Origin of the sequence: Streptomyces sp. NBC_01261 (assembly GCF_036226385.1) — a bacterium.
Taxonomy (GTDB): domain Bacteria; phylum Actinomycetota; class Actinomycetes; order Streptomycetales; family Streptomycetaceae; genus Streptomyces.
Map to the genome: position 1 here is coordinate 6,744,720 of NZ_CP108463.1, position 25,281 is coordinate 6,770,000.

Below are 25,281 nucleotides of genomic sequence, written 5' to 3' on the forward strand. Positions count from 1 at the left end.
CGCCAACTGGAGCCCCCGGCACCTCACAACAACCTCACAACGCCCCGATGTCACCCCGTGGCATCTTCGGCGCCCGTCTCGCCGGAGTCCGCCCGCTCAGCAGAATCAGCCGGACCGCCCGATGCCGCTGCCCCGCATACGGCTCCAGCAACGACAGCATCACCGAGTCGTCCGCGTCCCGGTCCCCGGCCAACGCCCAGCCCACGATCCCCGGCAGATGCAGATCCCCCACGGTCACCGCATCCGCCGCCCCATGGCTCCGCTGGACGGTCTCCGCGGACGTCCACACCCCCACCCCCGGCACCACCTCCAACCGAGCCCGCGCATCCTCCGCGGACATCGCCCCCGCCTGCTCAAGCCGCGCGGCAACCCGTACGGCACGCAGAATCGTCGAGGCCCGCTTGTCGTCGACCCCGGCCCGATGCCACTCCCACGACGGGATCAACGCCCACGCCCGCGGCGCCGGCATCACCCACATCCGCCCGCCCACAGGACCAGGACCGGGCGCCGGCACCCCGAACTTCCGTACCAACAACCGCCAGGCCCGATACGCCTCGTCGGTCGTCACCTTCTGCTCCAGCACCGACGGGATCAACGACTCCAGCACCAGCCCGGTCCGCGTCAACCGCAACCCCGGCCGCCGATGCCGAGCCACCGCCACAAGCCGATGCCGGGGCACGAACGCCTCCGGATCGTCACCGGCGCCAAGCATCTCCGGCAACCGCTCCAACAACCACTCCGCCCCCGGCCCCCAGGCCTCTCCCCGCACCTCACCCCCGTGCGCGGACACCCGCAAGGTCCCCGGCCCCACGGGCGTAAGACTGGCCCGCCACACAGCCCCGTCCGCGTCCACCCGGAACGTCGGATCCCCGGGCCCCCGCCGCAACGGCCCGAGCACCAGCCCCAGATCGAGCGGCCCGTCCGGCACCCACCTCCGCACCCGCCCGGCCTGCACACCCTGCCGAGGCACACCCCCGGGCAGGACGACATCCCCACCTCGCACAGTCGTACGAGTGGGCCGATGAACGAAGCGTCCGGCCACAGTGAGATCCAGGGGGTGATGTGAGATACCTGAAGAGTCTTACGAACCTAGGCCGTAGCGCCCCTTTTTAGGGGCGCGGGAACTGCGTGACCAGCCACAGGCGACCCGCACCCGCAACGGACACCAGCCCCCAACGGCGATTCACCGCACCTCGATAAACGCCCCCGCACCCCGCTCAGCCCGAGCGGCAGGCGCCGCCGCCGCGTGCCCCACAGCCACCGCCCCCATCGGATCCCACCCCTCGGGCAGTCCCAACACCCCCCGCACGACATCCCGGCAGAACATCGTCGACGAAACCCACGCCGACCCCAACCGCTCCCCGGCAAGCGCCACCAGGAAGTTCTGCACGCCGGCCCCCGCCGCCACCACGAACATCTCCCGCTCCGCCCCGTCCCGCCGCACATCCCCGTACGTGTGCGCCCCGTCCATGACGAGACACGGCACCACGAGATACGGCGCCCCGCGCAACACGTCTCCGCGCCGCACCCGCTTCGCGATGGACTCCTCGGACTTCCCGTCCCGCCGCAGATCCGCGATCCACGCGTCCCGCATCGCATCCAGCAACGCGCCCCGCGACTCGGCGGACTCCAGCAGCACGAACCGCCACGGCGTCGTGTGATGCGGCGCCGGCGCGGTCACGGCCGCGGCCACGGCCCGCCGTACGGCACCGGGGTCGACCGGCTCGTCCGTGAAGGCCCGCACCGTACGACGCTGGGTCACCGCCTCCCGTACCGCCTCCGAGGTCCCCAGCCGGAACATGTCGTCGCGCCCGCCCCGCACGATGGCCCGCGCCCCCGCCCCGTCGTCCTCGGCGGTCACGACATGCGGCAGCCCCCGCACCACGGCGACCGGCAGCCCCGCGGCCTTGCCCTTGACGAGATCACCGGCGGCGGCCAGTTCGTCGGCCGTAGCCACGACGGTCGCGCTCAGCGGATTGCCGTAGGCATCCGTGCCCCCGCGCAGATCGTCCAGCACGCGCACCCCGGCGGCGCCGATCGCGACGTCCGTGAGCCCCGTGCGCCACGGTCGCCCGAAGGTGTCGGTGACGACGACGCCGACGACGACGCCGAGCGCGTCCCGCAGCCCGTCGCGGATCGCGCGCGCGGACGCGTCCGGGTCCTCGGGCAGCAACAGCACGGTCCCGGCAGGGGTGTTGGAGGCGTCGACGCCGGCCGCGGCCATGATCAGCCCCTGCCGGTTCTCCACGATCCGCAGGGCCCCGCGCCGCGCGACGACCCGTACGGTCTCGGCGTCGATCGCGGCCTCCCGGTCGGCCGCCTCGACGATCCGACCCTCCGCCTTGGACACGATCTTCGAGGTGACGAGGAGCACGTCCCCGTCGACGAGCCCGGGCTCGGCCGCGGCGATCAGCTTGGCCAGATCGTCCCCGGCCGCCACCTCGGGCATCCCGGGCACGGCCCAGACCCGGTACCCCTCCACCGGCGCCACCTCGCTCATACCGCCCGCACCTCCTCCGCCAACGCCAGCGCCTCCCGCGCCATCCGCGCGGTCGCCTCGGTGTCGGTCATCATCAGCGGTACGGCCCGGCAGCGGATGCCCGCCGCCTCGACATCCGGTACGGCAGCGGCGTCCACGGTGTCGACGAGCCAGCCGTCGAGCAGCCCCGAGCCGTAGTGCTCGGCCACCGCCGTGGCCGTGGACTCCACGCCCACCGCCGCGAGCACCTTGTCGGCCATCCCGCGCACGGGCGCGTCCCCGACGATGGGGGAGAGACCGATCACGGGCACCCCGGCCTCGGCGATCGCCTCCCGGATGCCGGGCACGGCGAGGATGGTGCCGACGGAGACGACCGGGTTGGACGGCGGGAAGAGGATGACGTCCGCCTCCGCGATCGCCTCCAGGACCCCGGGCGCGGGCTTGGCCTGCTCGGCCCCGACCGGCACGACGGCTACGGCGGCGACCGACGCGCGCAGCCGTACCCAGTACTCCTGGAAGTGGATCACCTTGCGCTCGCCGTCCACCTCGACGGCGACATGCGTCTCGACGCGGTCGTCCGTCATGGGGATCAGCCGCACTCCGGGCTGCCAGCGGTCGCACAGCGCCTCGGTGACCGCGCTCAGCGGGAAGCCGGCGCCGATCATCTGCGTCCGCACGATGTGCGTCGCGAAGTCCCGGTCGCCGAGCCCGAACCACTCGGGCCCGACCCCGTACGCCCCGAGCTCCTCCTTGAGGTGGAAGGTCTCGTCGGCCCGACCCCAGCCCTGTTCCTCGTTGATGCCGCCGCCGAGCGTGTACATCACCGTGTCGAGGTCCGGGCAGACCTTCAGCCCGAAGAGGTGGATGTCGTCCCCCGTGTTGCCGATCACCGTGATGTCCGCGTCCGGCACGGCCTGCTTGAGACCGCGCAGGAACCGGGCACCACCGATACCGCCTGCCAGAACCACAATGCGCATGGGGACAAGTCTTGCAGGCGGGTCCGACAACGCGGCGGGCAGTCGCCGGATCGAGGGCCGGGCGGTCGTCGTAGCGCGCGCCCGGCGGTCACCGCGTCGCGTCAGGCGGTCACCGCGTCGCGTCAGGCGGTCACGGCGTCGACCGGCTCGGATCCGGTGCGCCGCGCGCACGCCGTGTGCATCGGCATCTCGGTCAGGCCGGGGAAGTAGACGTGCAGGCTTATGGCCGGTTCGAGGGTGTCGTTGACGACCTCGTGGACGTACCCCGGCGCGAACACCCGCTGCGCGCCCGCCCCCAACGCGCGCGTGCCCCCCTCGGTGCGCTCGGTCAGCGTGCCGTCCAGGACGGTCAGCACACCGGAGGAGGGGCCGTGGTCGTGCGGCCCGCTGCCCTGTCCGGGCACCCAGGACAGCAGCCACACCTCGTAGCCGGGGCCGGTGCGCAGCCGGTGGTACCAGCGGGTCGTCGCGTCGAACTCGACGAGGTGCTCCCACTGGGCGCGGTCGGCCGCGACGGAGCGCGCCAAGCCGACGAACTCGGCCACGGTGGCGGGGTGTTCGCGCGGCGGCTGGAGGAGGTGCGGGACTTCGAGGATGTCGCCGGCGATCTGGAGGTCGCTGTCGCTGTTCATGGGGGTGCGGTGGTTCCTCGGCGTAAGAAGTAACGGCGGGGGCTGGGTGTCACCAATGAAGAAAGCAGGCAGGGCCGGAGCGCGTGGGCTCAACAGCCGGAACAGCAACAACAGCTACAGCGAGCGTGGGCAGCACCGAGGGACCCGGCGGTGCGGGTCGAGGTGGATGCCAAGTTCGCGAGCATGCCCACAAGGACAGCGGTTCACACCCGCACTGTCAACTCGACGCCCGGTATGTGGGACATGTTTCACCCCATCCGGTTCATCTTCGAGGTGAAAGGTTTGTTCAGGTGTCTACCAGGACACATGGCGCACAACCGGGCGCACGAACCCCAGTGGAACGAGATCGAACTCCTGGGCGTCCTCCCCCGTACAGGCTCCGTCTCGGGGTAGGAGGCGCTCGGGGGGTCTCTTCTGCTTGTCAAGGTTTATGCCGATTTGAACACTTTCCGCTAGCCCTTGGTTCCGCAGAGTGAATAAGGGGCCCAATAGCAGATCTCGGCTTGACTCGCCCGGAGCAGCACACTTGTAATTTCACTCGTGTCGTTCAGCCGACATCGGTAACGGCCACATCACGGGGACGCGAAAGACGGACGAGGGGCGCACATGACCGAGCTGGTGCAGCAACTGCTGGTCGACGACGCGGACGAGGAGCTCGGCTGGCAGGAGCGCGCGCTGTGCGCCCAGACCGACCCCGAGTCCTTCTTCCCCGAGAAGGGCGGCTCCACCCGCGAGGCCAAGAAGGTCTGCCTGGCCTGTGAGGTGCGCTCCGAATGCCTCGAATACGCCCTCGCCAACGACGAACGCTTCGGCATCTGGGGCGGCCTCTCCGAGCGCGAACGCCGTCGGCTCAAGAAGGCCGCCGTCTGAAGCCGGACGGCACACCTCCGCACATACCTCGGGACACACCTCGGGACGCACCGAACGGCCCGTCGCAGCTGGGTTATCCACAGGCGGCGGGCCGTCGTCATGCCCAGCCGATAGTGTGGGCGCTCGTCCGAGACGTACCGCGGTCCCCTCGGGACACGGGCGTCCACCGCAGTCCATCGAACCGGGGCCCGTACCTCGATGTCCGTGCACAGCCACACGGCAGGCCAACACGACGCTGCCACTCCTGAGTTCCCGCGTCACGTGGTGACCGCGGTGCTCGTCTCCCACGACGGCGCCCGCTGGCTGCCCGACGCGCTCGCCGGGCTGCTCGGCCAGGAGCGCCCCGTGCAGAGCGTCATGGCCGCCGACACCGGCAGCGCGGACGACTCCGCCCAGCTGGTCACCGACGCCCTCGGCGCCGACCGCGTGCTCCACCTCGCCCGGCGCACCGGCTTCGGCCAGGCCGTCGAGGAGGCCAACCGCACCTCGCCGCTGCTGACCCCGGACGAGCTGCCGTACCTGAAGCGCCCCAGCGGCTGGGACCCCGTCACGCGCACGTGGCGCGACGACGCCTACGACATGCCCGAACTCCCGCACGGCGAGCCCGTCCAGTGGCTGTGGCTGCTGCACGACGACTCCGCCCCGGAGCCCGACGCCCTGGCGCAACTGCTGCGGGTCGTGGACCAGGAGTACGAACTGGGCCGCGACGACGTGGCCGTCGTAGGCCCCAAGCTGCGCGGCTGGTACGACCGGCGGCAGTTGCTGGAGGTCGGCGTCACCATCGCCCACTCCGGCCGCCGCTGGACCGGCCTGGACCGCCGCGAACAGGACCAGGGACAGCACGACCACGTACGGCCCGTGCTGTCCGTGTCCACCGCCGGCATGCTCGTCCGGCGCGACGTCTTCGACGAACTCGGCGGCTTCGACCGCCGGCTGCCCCTGATGCGCGACGACGTCGACCTGTGCTGGCGCGCCACCGCCGCCGGCCACCGCGTCCTGGTCGCCCCCGAGGCGGTCGTACGGCACGCCGAGGCGGCCTCCCGCGAGCGCCGCGCCGTCGACTGCGCGGGCCGCACCGTCGCCTCCCCGCACAAGGTCGACAAGGCCGGCGCCGTCTACACCCTGCTCGTCAACAGCCGTACGGCCGTGCTGCCCTGGGTCCTCTTCCGGGTCGTCGTCGGCACGCTGCTGCGGACCGTCGCCAACCTCGTCGGCAAGGTCCCCGGACAGGCGCTCGACGAGATCCGCGGCCTCCTGGGGACCCTGCTGCGCCCCGAGCGGATCCTCGCCGGACGGCGCAGGCGCGCCGGCGCCCAGATCGACAAGGCCGAACTGCGGCCCCTGTTCCCGCCCCCGGGCGCGACCGTGCGGGCCACCTTCGAACAGGTCGCCGGAAGCTTCGTCGACACCTCCGACCCCGAGATCACCTCCGGAGCCGGCCGGCACGGCGGCGCCGTCGAGTCCGGACCCGGCGGCGACGACGCGGACTTCCTGGAGATCGAGCAGTTCGCGCGCGTGAAGCGCATCGCCCGCAAGCCGGGCCCGGTGCTGTTCCTGGTGCTGCTGCTCGTCTCCCTCGTCGCCTGCCGCGGCCTGCTCGCCAGCGGCGCGCTCACGGGCGGCGCGCTGCTGCCCGCCCCGGGCGACTCCAGCGAGCTGTGGTCGCGCTTCCTGGACTCCTGGCACCCGGTGGGCGTCGGCGGCACCCCGTCCGCGCCGCCGTACCTCGCGTTCGTCGCGATGCTCTCCTCGCTCCTCTTCGGCTCGACCGGCCTCGCGGTCACGGTCCTGCTGGTCGCGTCGGTCCCGCTGGCCGGGTTCACCGCCTACTTCGCGTCCCGCCCGCTCGTCGAGTCGCGCCTGCTGCGCGCGTGGGCCGCCGTCGTCTACGCCTTCCTGCCCGCCGCCACCGGCGCCCTCGCGGGCGGCCACATCGGCACCGCCGTGCTCGCCGTACTGCTCCCGCTGATGGCCCGCGCGGGCATCGCGGCCAGCGGCCTCACGCACGCCTCCGGGGCCCGCGGCAGCTGGCGCGCCACCTGGGCGTACGCCCTGCTCCTGACGGTCACCACGGCCTTCACGCCGATCATCTGGCCCATCACGCTGCTCCTGGGCGTCGCGCTGCTGGCCGTGCGCCGCGGCGACCTCGTCGGCTACGGTCCGCGCTTCCTGGCCCAGTACGGCACCCCGCTGCTGATCCTGGCGCCCTGGTCGCTGCCCCTGCTCCCGTTCGGCTTCTTCCAGCAGGCGGGCCTGGAGTACGGCTCCGGGTCCGCGTCCCCCCTCGACCTGCTCGGCGCCAGCCCCGGCGGCCCCGGCACGGTCAGCGGGCTGATGCTCATCGGCATCGTGCTGGCCGCGCTCGCCGCCCTCCTGCGCAGTGAGCGTCAGTTCGGAATCTGGACGGCCTGGGGCGTCGCCCTGGTGGGCCTCGTCTTCGCCGTCCTGTCCAACAGCTCCACCTGGGCGGGCCCCGCGACCCTCGTCTACGGCCTCGCCCTCCTCGCCGCCGCCGCGCTCGGCGCCGACGGGGCACGCGCGCGCGTGGCCGAGCAGAGCTTCGGCTGGCGCCAGCCGGTGGCCGTCCTGATCGCCTTCGCCTCGGCCGCGGGCCCGCTGCTCGTCGCCGCCGGCTGGATGATCCGCGGCGCCGACGGCCCCCTGGAGCGCCACGACCCGACCCAGGTGCCCGCGTTCGTCGCCGAGGAGAGCGGCACCCGGGACCAGGCCCGCACCCTCGTCCTCGACAGCGACTCCCCCGCGCACGTCGGCTACATGCTGGTGCGCGGTTCCGGCACCCGCATGGGAGACGGCGAGTTCGCCGCGGCGGACGGCGAGAACACCAAGCTCGACAAGGTCGTCGCCAACCTCGTCGCAGGGTCCGGCGCCGACCAGGCCGACGAACTCGGCGGCTTCGCCGTGCGCTACGTCCTCGTCCACAAGGGCGCGCCCCGCGAGGTCAGCCGCGTCCTGGACGCCACCCCCGGCCTCAGCAGGCTCAGCCAGGCCGACGGCAGTGCCCTGTGGCAGGTGGACGAGGAGGTCTCCCGCGCGGCGATCGTCACCGGCTCCGCCACCCCGAAGCCCGTCGCCGCCGGCCCCGTCGACATCCACACCACGATCCCGTCCGGCGCCACCGGCCGCGTCCTGCGCCTCGCCGACTCCGCCGCCGCGGGCTGGACAGGCACCCTGGACGGCAGGCCGCTCACCCGCACCACGGTCGACGGCTGGGCCCAGGGCTTCGAACTCCCCGCCTCCGGCGGCAGGTTGGACGTCACCTACGACGACCCGATCGGACACACCGCCTGGCTGTGGACCCAGGGCGCGCTCGCCCTCGTCCTCGTCGTGCTCGCCCTCCCGGGCCGCCGCCGCGAGATCGACGACGACCTCCCCGAGGAGGAGCTGATCCCGGCCCAGGCGGTCGCGGGCGAGGGCCGCAGGGCCCGCCGCCTGCGCGCCCAGGCGGAGGCCGAGTCCACCGACGAGACCGACGACCCGGCGGACACCGGCCAGTTCGACGCCTTCGCGACGAACACCATGCCTCCTCCGGAGGAGGAGGCCGTCGCCGCGATCCCGCAGCAGCAGTCCTACGGCGAGTGGGACGCGGCGAGCTACGCGGGCGCCGAGTACGGCACCTACGGCGGCGAGCAGTACCAGGCCAACGAGCAGTACCCGGCGGGTACTTACGACCAGTCGTACCAGGCGGACCCCTACCAGACCGGTCAGGGCGGCCAGTACGACCCGTACGCGTACGGCGGCCAGCCCGCGACACCGGCGTACGACCCGACGTACGACCCGGGCTACGACCCGAACCAGGGCCCGAACCAGGGCCAGAACCAGGGCTACGACCCGAACTACGACCCCGCCTACGACCCGACGTACGACCCGGACCAGCAGCAACGACCGCACGGCAACGAGCGCCCCGACGGGAGCCAGCAGTGAACCGCCCCACCCTGTCCTTCCTCGCCGGTGTGGTCGCGCTCGCCGCCGTCACCGGGTTCGCCGAGATGAAGGCACCGGCCGCGTCCGGCACCGGCACCGCCAGGACGGCCGCCCGGCTGCCCGTGGAGCGCACCAGCCTGCTCTGCCCGGCGCCCAGCACCTCCGACCTCGCCGACACCTCGTACACGTCCTTCACGCCCGTCACGACGGGCACGGACAGCGGCGGCAAGGCCGAACTTGAGTCCGCCACCGAGGAGTCGGGCGACGGCACGAGCAGCAAGAAGAAGCCCGCCAAGCCCGTCCTGGAGCCGAAGGCCCCCGGCACCGCGGCCACCGGCGACAGTTCCGGCGCCGACGCGCCCGCGCTGCTCGGCACCGCCGAGGGCAAGTACGCGCCCGGCTGGTCCGTCCAGGAGACCACCGAGGTCGCCGCGGGCAACGGCCGCGGCCTCCAGGGCGTCAACTGCACCGCCCCGGACACCGAGTTCTGGTTCCCGGGCGCCAGCACCGCCACCGGCCGCACCGACTACGTGCACCTCACCAACCCGGACGACTCCGCAGCCGTCGTCGACATCGAGCTCTACGGCAAGGACGGCGACCTGAAGTCGACGGTGGGGGAGGGCATCACGGTCGAGCCGCACGCCAGCGAGCCGATCCTGCTGTCCACGCTCACCGACGACCCGGAGACCGACCTGACCGTGCACGTGAGCGTGCGCAGCGGCCGGGTCGGCGCGTCGGTGCAGGCCCTCGACTCCAAGCTCGGCGGCGACTGGCTGGCCGCGTCCACGGACCCGGCGGGCAGCCTGGTCATGCCGGGCATCCCGAAGGACGCCACCTCCGTGCGGCTGATCGCCTTCACGCCGGGCGACTCGGACGCCGACCTGAAGGTGCGGCTGTCGTCACCCACCGGGATGATCACGCCGGCCGGGCACGAGACCGTGCACGTGAAGGCGGGCATGACGACCGCCGTCGACCTGGGCGACGTCACGCGCGGCGACCCGGGCTCCCTGGTGCTGACACCGACCGACCAGTCCGTGCCGATCGTCGCCGCGCTGAAGGTCGTACGGGGCAAGGGCAGCAAGCAGGAGACGGCGTTCATCCCGGCGACGAGCGCGGTCGGCACGCGCGCGACGTCCGCCGACAACAGCGCCAAGGGCTCCACGCTGTCCCTGGTCGCGCCCACCCGCACCGCGACGGTCAAGGTCACCGCGTCCGCGGGCAGCGGCGGCGGTACGCCCGTCTCGAAGACGTACACGATCAAGGCCGGCACCACCGAGGACGTCGAACTCCCGGTCCCCGCAGGCCTGAAGGGCACCTACGCGCTGACGGTGGAACCGCAGTCTGGCGGTCCGGTGTACGCGGCCCGCATGCTGTCGGCGACCGAGGAGGGCGTACCGGGCTTCACCATCCAGACGCTGCCCGACGACCGGGGAACGGTGTCGGTGCCCCAGACGGACGAGGACCTGTCGGTGCTGCAGAAGAAGTAGGAGCCGGGGGCACGCGCGCGTGGGGAGGGTTCAGTCCTCCCCGTAGCGCGGATCGACCGTCTCCGGGGTGAGCCCCAGCAGTTCGGCGACCTGCTCCACGACGATCTCGTGGACGAGTGCGGCCCGTTCGTCGTGCCCCTTCGTGCGGATCTCGACCGGGCGCCGGTAGATCACCACGCGCGCGGGCTGTCCCTCGCGGGCGGCGATCGTGCCACCCAGGGGCACCGACTCGTCGTTCCAGCCCTCGCCCGCACCACCCAGTCGAGGGACTTCCAGGACGAGGAAATCGATGTCGGACAGCTGCGGCCAGCGCCGCTCCAGGCGCTCCACGGAGTCCTGCACCAGATCCGCGAACGCGTCGGCGCGGCTCGCGGCGAGCGGAACCTGGGGCGGCGCGATCGGGCCGCGCATGCCCCGGCCGTGGCGATCGCGGCGGCGGGGCCCGGGGCCGGCGGCGGAGGGCGGTACGGGGGTGTCCATCACTGGTGAAGCGTAGTCCCCGTAGGGTCCGGCCGCCCGACTCCACCGCCGTCGGACGCTCCGCACGGCATGTCGCCGGATGACCGTTCCAGCCAAGGTTGGGCTCGATTTCGTATGTCTCGAAGACCGTCCCTCTCAAGGCAATTGACGGTGTTTGTGCCGAGTGGTGACGGGATTCGACCCCGTTCGAGATCGCGGGAGAGGGTGTCCGCGCAGGTCAGCCGCGTGTTGCCGGTGGGGTGTGTGGGACGTTTCACAGCCCGACACGGTGGGGTGACCTGGGGGAGAGTCGTCGCGGCCCGCTCAAGAGTGCGGTACCGTCCAACGTCGTGAGCCCTGTACGTCGCTGTTCGCGCACCGCTTGCGGCCGCCCCGCCGTCGCGACGCTGACGTACGTCTACGCCGACTCGACCGCGGTCCTCGGCCCGCTCGCCACCTACGCCGAACCCCACTGCTACGACCTGTGCGCCGAGCACTCCGAGCGCCTCACCGCGCCCCGCGGCTGGGAAGTCGTCCGTCTCCTCGACAGCTCCGCCCCGGCCCGCCCGAGCGGCGACGACCTGGAAGCGCTCGCCAACGCCGTGCGCGAGGCGGCCCGCCCCCAGGAGCGGGCGGCAGGGGCCGGCGGCGGAGGCGGGGCCCGCACGGTGGACCCGATGGAGGTCGCGCGCCGGGGGCATCTTCGGGTGCTGCGCTCACCGGACAACTGACGGCGCCTGTCCAGGAGTTCGTTGCCGGAGTTCGTTCAACAATCCCGTTGTCCAGTCGGCCGGTCGTTCGACGATCCGGTTGTTCAGTGAACCCGTCGTTCAACGATCCACTCGCTCGGTGATCCGGTCGTTCAACGATCCGCCTGGCCCGCGGGCGAGTTGTTCAACGATTCACGCGGCCTGGCCCCCAACCACCTTGTGCCGCTGGGGTAGATGCCGCTCTGAGCTGAGGTAACGGTGTGTGGACGGCTCGGTTGCCGCACGTCGTATGCCGGTCCTGGCGGGTAGTTTGGGGCGACCGATAGGACTTTCTGGAGGGTTGGCCGTGTCTGCTGATCTGTCACAGCTCGTGAAGGCGTACGACGTACGGGGCGTCGTCCCGGACCAGTGGGACGAGTCGTTGGCCGAGCTGTTCGGAGCGGCCTTCGTCCAAGTGACCGGCGCGAACGCGATCGTGACCGGGCACGACATGCGGCCCTCGTCCCCGGGTCTCTCCGCAGCCTTCGCGCGCGGGGCGGCGGCGCGCGGCGTCGACGTGACCGAGATCGGCCTGTGCTCCACGGACCAGCTGTACTACGCGTCGGGCGCCTTCGACCTGCCCGGCGCCATGTTCACGGCCTCGCACAACCCGGCGAAGTACAACGGCATCAAGATGTGTCGGGCGGGCGCGGCCCCCGTGGGCCAGGACACCGGCCTCGTGGAGATCCGCCAACTCGTCGAGTCCTGGCTGGACTCGGGCACGCCGGAGGTCTCCGGACCGACGGGAACGATCACCCGGCGGGACACGTTGGAGGACTACGCGGCGCACCTCCGCGGCCTCGTCGACCTGGCCTCCATCCGCCCCCTGAAGGTCGTCGTCGACGCGGGCAACGGCATGGGAGGCCACACGGTCCCGACGGTGTTCGCCGGCCTGCCGCTCACCCTGGTCCCGATGTACTTCGAGCTGGACGGCACGTTCCCGAACCACGAGGCCAACCCGCTCGACCCGGCCAACATCGTCGACCTCCAGGCACGCGTCCGCGAGGAGAGCGCCGACCTCGGCATCGCCTTCGACGGCGACGCCGACCGCTGCTTCGTGGTCGACGAGAACGGCGACCCGGTCTCCCCGTCCGCCATCACCGCCCTGGTGGCCTCCCGCGAGCTGGCGAGGAACGGCGGCAAGGGCGTCATCATCCACAACCTGATCACCTCCTGGTCGGTCCCCGAGGTCGTCAAGGAGAACGGCGGCACACCGGTACGCACGCGCGTGGGCCACTCCTTCATCAAGGCCGAGATGGCGAAGGCCGGCGCGATCTTCGGCGGCGAGCACTCCGCGCACTACTACTTCAAGGACTTCTGGAACGCCGACACGGGCATGCTGGCCGCCCTCCACGTCCTCGCCGCGCTCGGCGGCCAGGACGGCTCCCTCTCCGCCCTCGTGGCCCAGTACGACCGCTACGTCGGCTCCGGCGAGATCAACTCCACGGTCGACGACCAACAGGCCCGCCTCACGGCGATCCGCACCGCCTACGCGAACCAGACCGACCTCACCCTCGACGAACTCGACGGCCTCACCGTCTCCTCCGCCGACTGGTGGTTCAACGTCCGCCCGTCCAACACGGAACCGCTGCTGAGGCTCAACGCGGAGGCACGGGACGAGGCGACGATGGGGAAGGTGCGGGACGAGGTGCTGGGGATCATCAGGGGGTGACGGCACTGCGGCCGGCGGCTCTTGTCGATGCCGGTCGGTGGATCCAGGGCGCCCGGCGTCTGAGGTCGAGTTCGCTGTCCTGAAACCCCACCTACCCGGAGGCGAGACCTCTGCGGCGGCGGTCGGCATTCTCAGCCGAACCGGTGTCCGAGACCAAGCGCACCGTCCGGCCCGCACACAGAGGGGGCTCACCCCTCCAACACGGGCCCGCATTTCCACCTCGCCCGGTGTCGGGGGCCGAGTTGGCCGTCCCTCACCCCCATCCGCCCCGGTGGGGGCTCACACCTCCAACACGGGCCCGCATTTCCACCTCGCCCGGTGTCGGGGGCCGAGTTGGCCGTCCCTCACCCCCACCCGTCCCGGAGGGGGCTCACACCTCCAACACGGGCCCGCATTTCCACCCCGCCCGGTGTCGGAGGCCGAGTTGGCCGTCCCCAACCCCCACCCGCCCCGGCGGGGGTCCACCTCTCCAGCACCGGCCGCCATATCCAGCCCGTCCGGCGTTTGAGGACGAGGCCGTTCAGGCCGAAGGGGGGTCTGGGGGCGCAGCCCCCAGGGACGTCGGCCCCAACCCCGGCAAGCCTCCTCAAGCGGCGGTACCCTGACCAGGCACATCCGCCCAAGCGTCGCAGACACCCCCTCGGAGGGACACCTCATGCCGCTCGAAGCCGGCCTCCTGGAGATCCTGGCCTGCCCGGCCTGCCACGCCCCCCTCAAGGAGCAGGACACCGAGCTGATCTGCACCGGCGCGGACTGCGGTCTGGCCTACCCCGTCCGGGACGGCATCCCCGTACTGCTCGTCGACGAGGCCCGCCACCCCGCGTAACCGACGACGACGCGATCGGAGGCCGCCGCCCATGCTCGACGAATCGCTGCTCGACACCCCGGAGGCACTGGCCGAGGCCGACCGCCGGGCCCTGCTCCGCGGTGCCGCCGAAGCCGGTGCGCGGGTGCGCACAGCCGCCCGGCACGCCGCCGAGGCCGGCGTCCACGACCTGAAACCGGACGGCCGCCCCCGCGCCATCCTGATCGCCGGCCCCGGTGCCGCCGCCACCTGCGTCGCCGACCTGCTCGGCACCCTCGCCGGAGCCAGCAGCCCCGTCACCCGCCTGGCACCCACCGGCGTGGCCCCCGCGGCCGGCGCCCTGCGCTGGGAACTCCCGGGCTGGGCGGGCTCCGTGGACCTGCTGGTGATCACCACCCCGGACGGCACCGAACCCGGCCTGTCCCTCCTCGCCGAGCAGGCCTACCGCCGCGGCTGCACCGTCGTGGCCGTGGCACCGACCCGCAGCCCCCTCACCGAGGCGGTGGACGGCGCCCACGGCCTCTTCGTACCGATGGCGACCGCCCCGTACGAACACGACGAGCCGTTGGCAGCCTCCGCCCCCGGAGTCCTCTGGGCGCTGCTCACCCCGCTTCTCGCGATCCTGGACCGCACCGGCCTGCTCAGCGCGCCTCCGGAGGCCCTGGAGAAGGTCGCCGACCGGCTCGATCAGGTCGCCGAGCGCTGCGGGCCCGCCGTCGCGACGTACAGCAATCCCGCGAAGACCCTGGCCTCCGAACTCGCCGACTCGCTCCCGGTGATCTGGACGGAGGGCACGTCCGCTGGTCCTGCGGGCCGCCGATTCGCCGCCGCGCTGGCGGAGTTGGCCGGCCGCCCCGCGCTCGTCTCCGAACTCCCCGAGGCACTCGCCGAGCACAACGCGCTGCTGGCCGGTCCGCTCGCCGGCAGCGCCGATCCCGACGACTTCTTCAGGGATCGCGTCGACGAGGCGCCCGCGCTGCACGCACGCGTGGTGCTGCTCCGGGACCGCCCGATCGGTGGCCTCACGGCAGCTCCGACCGCGCGTGACCTGGCCCTCAGTCACGACACGCCGATCAGCGAGCTGGAGCCCGAGGAGGGCGGCGAGCTGGAGACCCTTGCCGAGCTGATCGCCATGACGGATTTCGCCGCCGTCTACCTGGCGCTCGCCTCGGGCGCCTGATCCTGTCGTCGAAGCCCTGAGCCGCCGTACACCGTCGTACGGGGCGCGAAGCCACGTCGTACCCAGGTCGTCCTCGGGTCGTACGCAGAGAGAACCGGTAGAGAGCCACATGGACCGCCTCGACAACACCGTCCGCCCCTACGCCTGGGGTTCGACGACCGCCATCCCCAAGCTGCTCGGCGTCGAGCCGAACGGCGAACCGCAGGCGGAGATGTGGATGGGCGCGCACCCGGGGGCACCCTCGCGCACCGCGCGCGGGACGCTCGTCGAGGTCATCGAGGCGGCTCCGGAGCGGGAGTTGGGGGAGAAGGCGGTGGCGAAGTTCGGCCCGCGCCTGCCCTTCCTGCTGAAGATCCTCGCCGCCGGCGCCCCGCTCTCCCTCCAGGTGCACCCCAACCTGGAGCAGGCGAAGGAGGGTTACTCCGACGAGGAGCGCCGGGGCATCCCCGTGGACGCCCCGCACCGCAACTACAAGGACGCCAACCACAAGCCCGAACTGATCTGCGCGCTCACGGAGTTCGACGGTCTGTGCGGCTTCCGCGACCCGCTGCGCGCCGCCGACCTGCTCGCCGGCCTCGGTGTCGACTCCCTGAAGCCGTACGTCGACCTCCTGCACGCACACCCCGAGGAAGCCGCCCTGCGCGAGGTCCTCACTGCGATCCTCACCGCCGACCCGGAGGAAATGCGCCACACGGTCACCGCCGCGGCGACCGCCTGCACCCGCCTGGGCGGCGACTACGCGCCCTACGCCGACATCGCCCACCACTACCCGGGCGACCCCGGCGTCATCGCGGCCATGCTCCTGAACTACGTCCGGCTCCTGCCCGGCGAGGCCCTGTTCCTCGGCGCAGGCATCCCGCACGCCTACCTCAACGGCCTCGGCGTCGAGATCATGGCCAACTCCGACAACGTCCTGCGCTGCGGCCTCACCCCCAAGCACGTCGACGTCCCCGAACTCCTGCGTATCGTCCGCTTCGAGGCGAGCGACCCCGGAGTGCTGCGCCCCGAGGCGTCCCCCGACGGCGAGGAGGTCTACGAGACCCCCATCGACGAGTTCCGGCTGTCCCGGTACGTCCTCCCGGAGGGCACCGGCGCCCACGACCTCACCCTCGACACCCCGCAGATCCTGCTCTGCACGGCCGGTGCGGTGAAGGCGGGCGAGTTCGAACTGGCGCCCGGTCAGTCGGTGTTCGTCCCGGCGGGAGACACGGCGGAGGTGTCCGGAGTGGGCACGGTCTTCCGGGCCACTGTGATCGTATGACCGGGCCTGTGGATACCTGACGAGCCGTCGCCGGGCAGGGCTGCAAGAATGGCCCACCGGCAAAGGACGGGCAAAGACGGTCGGACGGCCCATCCGGGGCAGACGTCCGACGTAGACGTACGAAGGCGAAGGGACACCGCGAACAGATGAGCGCGTCAGGCGGCACCAAGGCGATCGTGGCGGCACTCGGCGCCAATCTCGCGATCGCGGTATCGAAGTTCGTGGCGTTCGCCTTCAGCGGCTCGTCCTCGATGCTCGCCGAGGGCGTCCACTCCCTCGCGGACTCGGGCAACCAGGCCCTGCTCCTGATCGGCGGCAAGAAGGCCCAACGCGAGGCCACCCCGCAACACCCCTTCGGCTACGGCCGCGAGCGGTACATCTACGCCTTCCTCGTCTCGATCGTCCTCTTCTCCGTCGGCGGCATGTTCGCCGTCTACGAGGGCTACGAGAAGATCAGACACCCGCACGAACTGGAGCACTGGTACTGGCCGGTCGGCGTCCTGGTGTTCGCGATCATCGCCGAGGGCTTCTCGTTCCGTACGGCCATCAAGGAGTCGAACGAACTGCGCGGCACGCACTCCTGGGCGCAGTTCATCCGCCGCGCCAAGGCCCCCGAGCTGCCCGTCGTCCTCCTGGAGGACTTCGGCGCGCTCATCGGTCTCGTCCTCGCCCTCGGCGGCGTCGGCATGGCGCTGCTCACCGGCGACGGCATCTGGGACGGCATCGGCACCCTCTGCATCGGCATCCTGCTCATCCTGATCGCGCTGGTCCTGGCCGCCGAGACCAAGTCCCTGCTGCTCGGCGAGTCCGCCGGCATCGAGGACGTCAAGAAGATCGAGACCGCGATCGTCGACGGCCACACGGTCACCGGCATCATCCACATGCGCACGCTCCACCTCGGCCCCGAGGAACTGCTCGTCGCCGCCAAGATCGCCGTCCAGCACGACGACACGGCCACCGAGGTCGCCACCGCGATCAACGCCGCCGAGTCCCGCATCCGCGAAGCCGTCCCGATCGCCCGCGTGATCTACCTCGAACCCGACATCTACAGCGAGTCGGAAGCAACGAAGGGCGCGGACCGCGAGGCGACTCCGGGGGGCCCGGCCCAGCACCCCGCCGAGCACTGAGCCCCTCCGCTGCTACGGCAGCAGGGCCGGCCGAGACGCTCGACGGGCCCTGCTGCGCCAGCTACTGGCCCTGCTGCACGGGCCACGGCGCGACCGGCGCCACCCTCCGCCGCCGTACGACGAACGCGGCGATACCCAGGCCGATACCGACCAGGGCGAGCACGACCCCGCCGATGACGGCCACCCCGATGCCGGAGGCGGCCGTACGGTCGTCGGTCACCCGGCCCCGGACGGCGGACTCGGCCACCGTCCCGTCGTGGTCGCTCGCGAAGAAACGCGAGTCCATCGCGTTCGCACGGTTGTCACCGAGCAGGAACAGCCGCCCCTTCGGGACCGTCACGTCGTACGTCTTGCGCACACCGTCGACATCGCCCTGCTTCACATAGGGCTCCGCCAGCGGCTTTCCGTTCACGGTGATCCGCGCGGCCGTGCCCGAACCCGTGCAGCACACCACGCGGTCACCGCCCACCCCGACGACCCGTTGCATCACGCTCGCGCTGAACCCGTAGCGGTCCGGCGCCGAGAACAGCACGACGTCACCGCGGCGCACCTCGCCGCCGCCGACCTGCTCGTAGATGATCCGTTCGCCCGGCTTGTACGTCGGCGCCATGCTCTGGCTGCTTATGGTGGAACTGCCGTAGGCATTGCGTGCGTACGCGAGCGCGCCGACCGCCAGCACCACCCCCAACAGCCCCACCACGACAGCCGCGACCCCGAGTCCCCGCCCCTTGCCCGACATCGTTTCCCTCCCCATGCGGCCCTTCCGCGGGCGCGAGGCCAGCGGGTCTCTGTGAACAGTCCGCGCGGGCCCGCACCGGCCGGCTAACCGGCCTCGCTCAGCACACCGAGCACCGCCGACTCGTCCTCGGCCGCCGACAGCCGCTCCCGGAACCCGGCATCCATCAACTTCCGCGACAGCAGCGCCAGAATCCGCAGATGCTCATCACCGGCGGCCGCCTCCGGTACGGCGATCATGAACACCAGCCGGGCCTTCGTACCGTCCAGGGAACCCCACTCGACCCCCTCAGCCGACCGCGCGAACCCGACCACCGGCGCACTCACCGCATCCGTCTTGGCATGCGGAATCGCGATCTCCTCCCCGAGCCCGGTCGTCCCCTGCGCCTCCCGCCGCAACGCGGTCGCCACCAACTCCTCGACGTCCACGACCTTTCCGGTCCGCGCCAACAACCCGGCCAACTCCCGGATCGTGCCCTCCTTGTCACCCGCGTCGAGCCCCACCTTCACGGTCTGCTCGGTGAGGTAGCCGGAGAGGACTTCGGGGGGAACCTCAGGGAGAGCCTCGGGGAGAATTCCGGGGCGGATCTCCGGGCCGGGACTCGCGGCGGGGGAGCCGGAGCCGGAGCCGGAACCGGGGGCACCTTCAGCGTCGGCCGAGTCGGAGGTGACCGAGCCCGAGTTCGCTGAGTCGATGTCGGCCGAGCCGGCGTCGGCCATGATCTCAACGGCAGCCGCAGCACCCGCACTTGACCCTGCCGACCCGACCACACCGGCCGACACCGCGCCCCGACGCGAAGCCCGCTCCGCTACGACGCCCCCGGCGCCCGGCGCTCCGGCCCCGACCAACGCAAGCTCGGGTTCGTACGGGCTGACCTCGTGCCCGACGGACTCCCCGCGCCGCTTCCGCTCGCTCACATCGACCAGCGCGACCGTCGTCACCGCGGTGACCGCCGTACCGATCGCCACCGCCACGAAGAACATCGGTACGCCGCTCACCGCGCCCAGCACCGCGACGATCGGCCCGCCGTGCGGCACGGCGTCCTTCACCCCGGCGAGCCCGGCGACCGCACCGGCCACCGCGCCGCCCAGCATGTTGGCGGGGATGACCTGCGCCGGCCGAGCCGCCGCGAACGGGATCGCGCCCTCGGAGATGCCGAAGCAGCCCATGAACAGCGAGGCCAGACCGGTCTCCCGCTCCTGCTCGGTGTAGGACCGCTGCCGTATCAACGTGGCCAGGCCCTGGCCGAGCGGCATCACCGGGATCGCTGCGGCGCACATGCCCATGACGGCCTGGTTGCCGGTCGCGATGAGCCCCGCGCCGAACAGGAACGCCGTCTTGTTGACCGGCCCGCCCATGTCGAACGCGATCATCAGCCCCAGGATCGTGCCGAGCAGGATCGCGCTGGTGCCGGTCATCCCGCCGAGCCAGCTGGTGAGGTGCTCGAACACCCAGGAGATCGGCTTCCCGATGACATAGATGAAGAACAGTCCGAGCGCCGTCGTCGCCACGATCGGGATCACGATGATCGGCATGATCGGCTGCGCGAACTTCGGGACCTTGGCCTTCTTGATCCACAGCACCAGATAGCCGGCGAGGAACCCGGTCACGATCGCCCCGATGAACCCGGCGCCCGCCTTCGAGTCGTACAGCGAACCGGTGTTGGCGATCCATCCGCCGATCATGCCCGGCACGAGCGCGGGCCGGTCGCCGATCGCGTAGGCGATGTAACCGGACAGGATCGGCACCATCAGCGTGAAACCGATCACGCCGATGTTGTTCACGTCCATCCAGAAGGAGTCCTTCGGGATGACCAGACCGCCGGAGGGGTCCGGGTGGCCGCCGAGCGACAGCGAGATCGCGATCAGCAGCCCGCCGACCACGACGAACGGGATCATGTAACTGACCCCGTTCATCAGCGCCTTGTACGCGACGCTCCGCTCCTTGCCACCCGGCGCGGTTGCTGTCGCGGCCGTACCGCCCGCCGTGTGCACGGGCGCGGACCGCACCTGCTCGATCAGCCGTTCGGGATGCCGGATGCCCTCGGCGACCCCGACCACGAGGACCCGCTTGCCGACGAAACGGCTCAGGTCCACGTCCTTGTCCGCGGCGATGATGACGCCGTCCGCCGTGCTGACATCGTTGTCATCGAGGACGTTCTCAGCCCCGATGGATCCCTGCGTCTCCACCTTCATGTCGATGCCGCGGCTCTCGGCGGCCTGCGCGAGTTTCTCAGCGGCCATGTACGTGTGGGCGATGCCGGTCGGGCACGCGGTCACCGCGAGCAGCCGCAACCGCTGCCGTCCGCCATCGCCGCCGCCCGTGGGGGGAGGGCCGGCCGTACTCGTCACGTCGTTCTCCTAACACCTTCGTCCAACACCTGCGTCGCGCGGAACGCCGTCCCGGACGTCCCGCGAGATCGATCAGAGACTCCTGATCTCCGTGCATCCTGCGACATCCGACATCCGACATCCGACGCCCGACCCAAAGACGCGGAAGTCCCTGGTCGCCGTCGTCCGGTCCCCTCCGCCCACGCTCGCGGGCATCTTGTTGCGGCTCCCCCGGAAACCCGGTCCGACACCGGACACCCACCGGAGTTCGGCCGGATCCGTCCGGAGGTGGGCTGGGGGCGGCCGGGTCCACCGGTGTAGCTTGGGTGGGAGCCAGACGTCGCTGCTGATGGCGGTCGGGCGGTCCCGACGCGGACCGACCGAGGGAGAGAGGGCCTCCGACGGACTGCGCTGCGCGTACGGGGGCATTCCTGTGCCCTCCCTCGGCCACCCCTGTGTCCGCTGCCGCGCAGACCAGCCGTATCCACAAGGCCCCAATCCCTAGGAGCTCCTCGTAATGACGACTGTCGACAACCGACAGGACTTCAAGGTCGCCGATCTCTCCCTGGCCGAGTTCGGCCGTAAGGAGATCACCCTCGCCGAGCACGAGATGCCCGGCCTGATGTCGATCCGCCGCGAGTTCGCCGAGGCGCAGCCGCTGGCCGGCGCCCGCATCATGGGCTCGCTGCACATGACCGTGCAGACCGCCGTCCTGATCGAGACCCTGGTCGCCCTCGGCGCCGAGGTCCGCTGGGTGTCCTGCAACATCTTCTCCACCCAGGACCACGCGGCCGCAGCCATCGCCGTCGGCCCGAACGGTACGCCCGAGAACCCCCAGGGCATCCCGGTCTTCGCCTGGAAGGGCGAGACCCTGGAGGAGTACTGGTGGTGCACGGAGCAGGCGCTGACCTGGCCGAACACCCCCACCGGCGGCCCGAACATGATCCTGGACGACGGCGGCGACGCCACCATGCTCGTCCACAAGGGCGTCGAGTACGAGAAGGCCGGCAAGGTCCCCTCCCTCGACACCGCCGAGTCCGACGAGCACCGCGTCGTCCTCCAGGTCCTGACCCGCACCATCTCCGAGGGTTCGCAGAAGTGGACCCAGCTCGCTTCGGAGATCCGCGGCGTGACCGAGGAGACCACGACCGGCGTGCACCGTCTCTACGAGATGCACCGTGACGGCACCCTCCTGTTCCCGGCGATCAACGTGAACGACGCCGTCACCAAGTCGAAGTTCGACAACAAGTACGGCTGCCGCCACTCCCTGATCGACGGCATCAACCGCGCCACCGACGTCCTCATCGGCGGCAAGACCGCGGTCGTCCTTGGCTACGGCGACGTGGGCAAGGGCTGCGCGGAGTCCCTGCGCGGACAGGGCGCCCGCGTGATCGTCACCGAGATCGACCCGATCTGCGCGCTGCAGGCGGCGATGGACGGCTACCAGGTCACGACGCTCGACGAGGTCGTCGACAAGGGCGACATCTTCGTCACCACGACCGGCAACAAGGACATCATCATGGCCGCGGACATGGCCAAGATGAAGCACCAGGCGATCGTCGGCAACATCGGTCACTTCGACAACGAGATCGACATGGCCGGCCTGGCGAAGATCCCGGGCATCGTCAAGGACGAGGTCAAGCCGCAGGTCCACACCTGGAAGTTCCCCGACGGCAAGGTCCTCATCGTGCTGTCCGAGGGCCGCCTGCTGAACCTGGGCAACGCCACCGGCCACCCCTCGTTCGTGATGTCCAACTCCTTCGCGGACCAGACCCTGGCCCAGATCGAGCTGTTCACCAAGCCCGAGGAGTACCCGACCGACGTCTACGTGCTGCCCAAGCACCTCGACGAGAAGGTCGCGCGCCTCCACCTGGACGCGCTCGGCGTGAAGCTGACCACGCTCCGCCCCGAGCAGGCGTCGTACATCGGCGTCGAGGTCGAGGGTCCGTACAAGTCGGACCACTACCGCTACTGATCCGGCGACCCCGCCCGCTGTGACCGCGTCCGTGCACTGACGCGGTTCTCAGCGGCGGGTCCTCAGCAGCAGATCCTCCGAGGCAGGCCCCCGCACCCCCGTGCCGGGGGCCTGCCCCTTTGGTTCCGTCGGCCGGACCGGCCCGTCAAGACCCAGGACCCCGATGCCCCGCGGCCGTTATTCGCTCCACGATCCGCACGATCACACCCCCCTCGCTGTCGAACACTTCCATTGCGCCCCCGGCCCGTCCGGCTGGCGTTTTGTCTCCCAACTCACCACCCCCTCGGGCGACCACAGCGGTTCCGTCGACCTCACCCTCGACGAACTCGGCCGCCCCATCCGGCTGGAACTCCACGCGGCGAGCTGGCAGGTGCGCGGCGCCGCTCTCGACGGCGTCACCTGGGTCCGCACCGACCCCACCGGCACCGATGCCACCGAAGGCAATGTCCGCGCGCACGCATTCACCGGCACCTCTCCCGCGTTCCTCATCGCCACCACCCGTCTCCTGCGCCTCACCCCTTCCGCCTCCGCGACCCGCGTCCGCCTGGTCAGCCTCACGGAACCGGTCCTCGCCCCCCGCACCGTGGACCAGTCCTGGGCCTTGCTGAAAAGAGAAACACACGGCACTGACAACGGCCCTCTGACCGTGGACGAATACCAGGTCACAGCCCTGGACACGGGCGAGCAGCACGCCGTACACATCGCCGGCGACGTGGTGCTCGCGGCACCCGGCATCGAGCTGGAGGAGTTGGAGACGCCACCGTCCGTCTTCGGCTGAGTGGTGGCGTCCCGGCCCGGTCACTGAGCCGCAGGACACGGCCGGGAGCGTCAGGCGGGCGGCGCGAATCCGGTGGAGGACCGGGGTTCGGCGGGCGCTGTGTTCCGCGGCGCCGACGGCTCGGGGCTGGACGCGACTTGATCGGCTTCCGCACCTGCAGCAGGGGCACGCCAAATCGGGGGAGTGGAACCGTACGGCTGCTGAGGAGCCGGCGACGGCTGGAACGCCGAGTTGCCGAAGGCACCCGGCACACCCGCCCCGGGCCCGAAACCGCCGGCCGGTACGCCCCCGACCGCGCCGTTCCCGAAGGCCCGCCGGACATCCCGCGCCTGCCGCTCCTGCACCACCGCAGCCAGATACGCGGCCGGCGGAACACCCTGCGGAGCCGGAGCACCCGTACGAGCCACGAGGTCCGCGGCGAGCCGCTCGGCCATGGCCCAGCCGACCTGCGGATCCAACTGCTGCATCCGCGTCAGGTACTGCCGGATGGCCAGCCACAGCCCATCGGGAACGGCGGACAGATCAAGCTCGGCGAAACGTCCCGTCAGCCACGGCGGCGGAGGAGGCACAAAGGCCGTCTGCCCGGCGGACACTCTTTCCCGTACGACCAGAGTGCCCGCGAACACATCACCGAGCCGCCGACCGCGCGCCGAGACGAGCGAGGCGATACAGGCGACGACCCCGAAGGTCATCAGGATCTCGATCACACCGATCGCACCCCGCACGAGCGCGTGCCGGAACCGGATCGGTCCGCCGTCGTCCCGCACCACGCGCAGCCCGAACGCCAGCTTCCCGAGCGAGCGCCCATGGCTCAGCGTCTCCACCGCTATGGGACCGCCGACCAGCACCAGTACAAAGGCCGCGATCGACATCGCGACCTGTGCCGCGTCGTCCAAAGAGGCGGTGGAAAACATCAGCGCCACGGTCACGCCGGTGTAAGCGGCGATGGCCACGATCAGATCGAGCAACACCGCCAGCGCCCTGCTGGGCAGCCTCGCGGGGCGCAACTCCAGCGCCACCGCCTCGCCCGTCACCAGCTCACTCACGCCTGCCGCCCTTCCCCTGCCCTGCCCCTGGAACAGCCAGTCTGCCAAGCTGAGGGCACATCGCGCCCCAGTACGACAAGCTGATCCCGGACCAGTAGTCGACGAGCAGCCGAGGAGCAGGCAACCAGATGGACCTCGACGTCTTCGTCTCGGCCCACCGAGCCGAGTGGGACCGCCTCGACGCGCTGCTCCGCCGCCGGCGTCGCCTCAACGGCGCCGAGGCCGACGAACTCGTCGCTCTGTACCAGCGCACGGCCACCCATCTCTCCCTGATCCAGTCCAGCGCCCCGGACCCCCAGCTCACCGGTCGGCTCAGTCAACTCGTGGCACGCGCGCGTAGCGCGGTGACGGGAACCCGTCGCGCCTCCTGGCGCGATGTCACACGCTTCCTGGGGCACAGTTTTCCGGCCGCGGTGTACCGAGCACGCCACTGGTGGGTCCCCACCGCGCTGCTGTCGACCGTGGTCGCGGTACTCCTGGGGTGGTGGATAGGCACTCACCCCGAAGTGCAGTCCTCCATCGCGGCCCCGAGCCAACTGCGCGATCTCACCCGCCCGGGCGGCGAGTACGAGACCTACTACTCAAGCCACCCGGCGGCGGCCTTCGCGGCACAGGTCTGGACGAACAACGCCAAGGCCGCCGCGATGTGCCTGGTCCTGGGCGTGTTCCTGGGCCTGCCGGTCCTCTGGATCCTCTTCGAGAACATGCTCAACCTGGGGGTGGGCATCGGCCTGATGTCGTCGGCAGGCCGACTCGACACGTTCCTCGGCCTGGTC

General features: G+C 71.3%; 20 protein-coding genes (1 of these 20 cut by a window edge). 12 read left to right on the plus strand and 8 right to left on the minus strand.

Annotated elements, in window-relative coordinates; all coding sequences use genetic code 11:
* Positions 1–34: 34 nt before the first annotated feature.
* The 4 genes from OG226_RS30055 to OG226_RS30070 form a co-directional block, all read right to left on the minus strand.
* The gene (locus OG226_RS30055) at positions 35–1,042 is read right to left on the minus strand and encodes a DNA-3-methyladenine glycosylase family protein (RefSeq protein ID WP_329350598.1); all 1,008 of its coding nucleotides are present in this window, start codon (positions 1,040–1,042) and stop codon (positions 35–37) included.
* 141 nt (positions 1,043–1,183) lie between these two features.
* Positions 1,184–2,500, minus strand: a complete 1,317-nt coding sequence (locus tag OG226_RS30060; protein WP_328682883.1) for a coenzyme F420-0:L-glutamate ligase — start codon at positions 2,498–2,500, stop codon at positions 1,184–1,186.
* The gene (cofD, locus tag OG226_RS30065; protein WP_328682884.1) at positions 2,497–3,456 is read right to left on the minus strand and encodes a 2-phospho-L-lactate transferase; all 960 of its coding nucleotides are present in this window, start codon (positions 3,454–3,456) and stop codon (positions 2,497–2,499) included. Before cofD ends, OG226_RS30060 begins: the two co-directional genes overlap by 4 nt.
* A gap of 122 nt (positions 3,457–3,578) precedes the next feature.
* Complete coding sequence (locus OG226_RS30070; RefSeq protein ID WP_328682885.1) at positions 3,579–4,088, minus strand: cysteine dioxygenase; 510 nt, start codon at positions 4,086–4,088, stop codon at positions 3,579–3,581.
* Positions 4,089–4,694: 606 nt separating this feature from the next.
* On the opposite strand from OG226_RS30070, the gene OG226_RS30075 reads away from it, so the two are divergent.
* The 3 genes from OG226_RS30075 (at position 4,695) to OG226_RS30085 (ending at position 10,387) form a co-directional block, all read left to right on the plus strand.
* Positions 4,695–4,958 carry a WhiB family transcriptional regulator gene (locus tag OG226_RS30075; RefSeq protein ID WP_003975777.1) on the plus strand — a complete coding sequence of 88 codons (264 nt, stop codon included), beginning with the start codon at positions 4,695–4,697 and terminating at the stop codon, positions 4,956–4,958.
* A 198-nt stretch (positions 4,959–5,156) separates the two neighbouring features.
* On the plus strand, positions 5,157–8,900 hold the full coding sequence (locus OG226_RS30080; RefSeq protein ID WP_329350600.1) for a glycosyltransferase: 3,744 nt from the start codon (positions 5,157–5,159) through the stop codon (positions 8,898–8,900).
* Positions 8,897–10,387, plus strand: a complete 1,491-nt coding sequence (locus OG226_RS30085) for a DUF5719 family protein (protein WP_329350601.1) — start codon at positions 8,897–8,899, stop codon at positions 10,385–10,387. The genes OG226_RS30080 and OG226_RS30085 overlap by 4 nt, the downstream gene beginning before the upstream one ends.
* Positions 10,388–10,417: 30 nt before the next feature.
* Here the strand turns inward: OG226_RS30085 and OG226_RS30090 are convergent, their stop codons facing one another.
* Complete coding sequence (locus OG226_RS30090) at positions 10,418–10,867, minus strand: metallopeptidase family protein (protein ID WP_328686468.1); 450 nt, start codon at positions 10,865–10,867, stop codon at positions 10,418–10,420.
* A 278-nt stretch (positions 10,868–11,145) separates the two neighbouring features.
* Between OG226_RS30090 and OG226_RS30095 the strand changes: the two genes are divergently transcribed.
* The 6 genes from OG226_RS30095 to OG226_RS30120 all read left to right on the plus strand — a co-directional run bounded on the left by OG226_RS30095 (position 11,146) and on the right by OG226_RS30120 (position 17,640).
* Positions 11,146–11,577, plus strand: coding sequence for a DUF3499 domain-containing protein (locus OG226_RS30095; protein WP_266867391.1), 432 nt, complete (start codon positions 11,146–11,148; stop codon positions 11,575–11,577).
* Positions 11,578–11,902: 325 nt separating this feature from the next.
* Positions 11,903–13,267 (plus strand): phosphomannomutase/phosphoglucomutase, encoded by a 1,365-nt coding sequence (locus tag OG226_RS30100; protein WP_328682888.1) that lies wholly within the window; start codon positions 11,903–11,905, stop codon positions 13,265–13,267.
* A 655-nt stretch (positions 13,268–13,922) separates the two neighbouring features.
* The gene (locus tag OG226_RS30105) at positions 13,923–14,093 is read left to right on the plus strand and encodes a Trm112 family protein (protein WP_327403572.1); all 171 of its coding nucleotides are present in this window, start codon (positions 13,923–13,925) and stop codon (positions 14,091–14,093) included.
* A gap of 31 nt (positions 14,094–14,124) precedes the next feature.
* Complete coding sequence (locus OG226_RS30110) at positions 14,125–15,252, plus strand: SIS domain-containing protein (protein ID WP_328682889.1); 1,128 nt, start codon at positions 14,125–14,127, stop codon at positions 15,250–15,252.
* A 109-nt stretch (positions 15,253–15,361) separates the two neighbouring features.
* On the plus strand, positions 15,362–16,513 hold the full coding sequence (gene manA, locus OG226_RS30115; protein WP_328682890.1) for a mannose-6-phosphate isomerase, class I: 1,152 nt from the start codon (positions 15,362–15,364) through the stop codon (positions 16,511–16,513).
* A gap of 146 nt (positions 16,514–16,659) precedes the next feature.
* Positions 16,660–17,640 carry a cation diffusion facilitator family transporter gene (locus OG226_RS30120; RefSeq protein WP_328682891.1) on the plus strand — a complete coding sequence of 327 codons (981 nt, stop codon included), beginning with the start codon at positions 16,660–16,662 and terminating at the stop codon, positions 17,638–17,640.
* 61 nt (positions 17,641–17,701) lie between these two features.
* Here OG226_RS30120 and lepB read toward each other — a convergent pair whose 3' ends face one another.
* Together lepB and OG226_RS30130 are read right to left on the minus strand one after the other, a co-directional pair.
* On the minus strand, positions 17,702–18,394 hold the full coding sequence (gene lepB, locus OG226_RS30125; RefSeq protein WP_328682892.1) for a signal peptidase I: 693 nt from the start codon (positions 18,392–18,394) through the stop codon (positions 17,702–17,704).
* 68 nt (positions 18,395–18,462) lie between these two features.
* Positions 18,463–20,727: a fructose-specific PTS transporter subunit EIIC gene (locus OG226_RS30130; RefSeq protein ID WP_329350602.1), complete on the minus strand. Its 2,265-nt coding sequence runs from the start codon at positions 20,725–20,727 to the stop codon at positions 18,463–18,465.
* 496 nt (positions 20,728–21,223) lie between these two features.
* Here OG226_RS30130 and ahcY point away from each other — a divergent pair, with 496 nt between their 5' ends.
* A complete protein-coding gene (ahcY, locus tag OG226_RS30135; protein ID WP_328682894.1) occupies positions 21,224–22,681 on the plus strand; it encodes an adenosylhomocysteinase in 1,458 nt (485 codons plus the stop codon).
* 163 nt (positions 22,682–22,844) lie between these two features.
* On the plus strand, positions 22,845–23,459 hold the full coding sequence (locus OG226_RS30140) for a hypothetical protein (RefSeq protein WP_328682895.1): 615 nt from the start codon (positions 22,845–22,847) through the stop codon (positions 23,457–23,459).
* A gap of 50 nt (positions 23,460–23,509) precedes the next feature.
* Here the strand turns inward: OG226_RS30140 and OG226_RS30145 are convergent, their stop codons facing one another.
* Positions 23,510–24,505 carry an RDD family protein gene (locus OG226_RS30145; protein WP_328682896.1) on the minus strand — a complete coding sequence of 332 codons (996 nt, stop codon included), beginning with the start codon at positions 24,503–24,505 and terminating at the stop codon, positions 23,510–23,512.
* Between the two features lie 128 nt (positions 24,506–24,633).
* Here OG226_RS30145 and OG226_RS30150 point away from each other — a divergent pair, with 128 nt between their 5' ends.
* Positions 24,634–25,281, plus strand: partial view of a stage II sporulation protein M gene (locus tag OG226_RS30150; RefSeq protein ID WP_329350603.1) — the 5' portion only. Its footprint extends 360 nt past the window's final position; only the first 648 of its 1,008 coding nucleotides appear in the window; its start codon is at positions 24,634–24,636; its stop codon lies beyond the right edge, outside the window.

Excerpts from the sequence above, each read along its gene's own strand:
- ahcY (WP_328682894.1), top strand. The coding sequence starts at position 21,224 with ATGACGACTGTCGACAACCGACAGGACTTCAAGGTCGCCGATCTCTCC.
- OG226_RS30110 (WP_328682889.1), top strand. The coding sequence starts at position 14,125 with ATGCTCGACGAATCGCTGCTCGACACCCCGGAGGCACTGGCCGAGGCC.
- cofD (WP_328682884.1), bottom strand. The coding sequence starts at position 3,456 with ATGCGCATTGTGGTTCTGGCAGGCGGTATCGGTGGTGCCCGGTTCCTG.
- OG226_RS30075 (WP_003975777.1), top strand. The coding sequence starts at position 4,695 with ATGACCGAGCTGGTGCAGCAACTGCTGGTCGACGACGCGGACGAGGAG.
- OG226_RS30105 (WP_327403572.1), top strand. The coding sequence starts at position 13,923 with ATGCCGCTCGAAGCCGGCCTCCTGGAGATCCTGGCCTGCCCGGCCTGC.
- manA (WP_328682890.1), top strand. The coding sequence starts at position 15,362 with ATGGACCGCCTCGACAACACCGTCCGCCCCTACGCCTGGGGTTCGACG.
- OG226_RS30060 (WP_328682883.1), bottom strand. The coding sequence starts at position 2,500 with ATGAGCGAGGTGGCGCCGGTGGAGGGGTACCGGGTCTGGGCCGTGCCC.
- OG226_RS30120 (WP_328682891.1), top strand. The coding sequence starts at position 16,660 with ATGAGCGCGTCAGGCGGCACCAAGGCGATCGTGGCGGCACTCGGCGCC.
- OG226_RS30140 (WP_328682895.1), top strand. The coding sequence starts at position 22,845 with ATGCCCCGCGGCCGTTATTCGCTCCACGATCCGCACGATCACACCCCC.
- OG226_RS30070 (WP_328682885.1), bottom strand. The coding sequence starts at position 4,088 with ATGAACAGCGACAGCGACCTCCAGATCGCCGGCGACATCCTCGAAGTC.
- OG226_RS30080 (WP_329350600.1), top strand. The coding sequence starts at position 5,157 with ATGTCCGTGCACAGCCACACGGCAGGCCAACACGACGCTGCCACTCCT.
- lepB (WP_328682892.1), bottom strand. The coding sequence starts at position 18,394 with ATGGGGAGGGAAACGATGTCGGGCAAGGGGCGGGGACTCGGGGTCGCG.
- OG226_RS30090 (WP_328686468.1), bottom strand. The coding sequence starts at position 10,867 with ATGGACACCCCCGTACCGCCCTCCGCCGCCGGCCCCGGGCCCCGCCGC.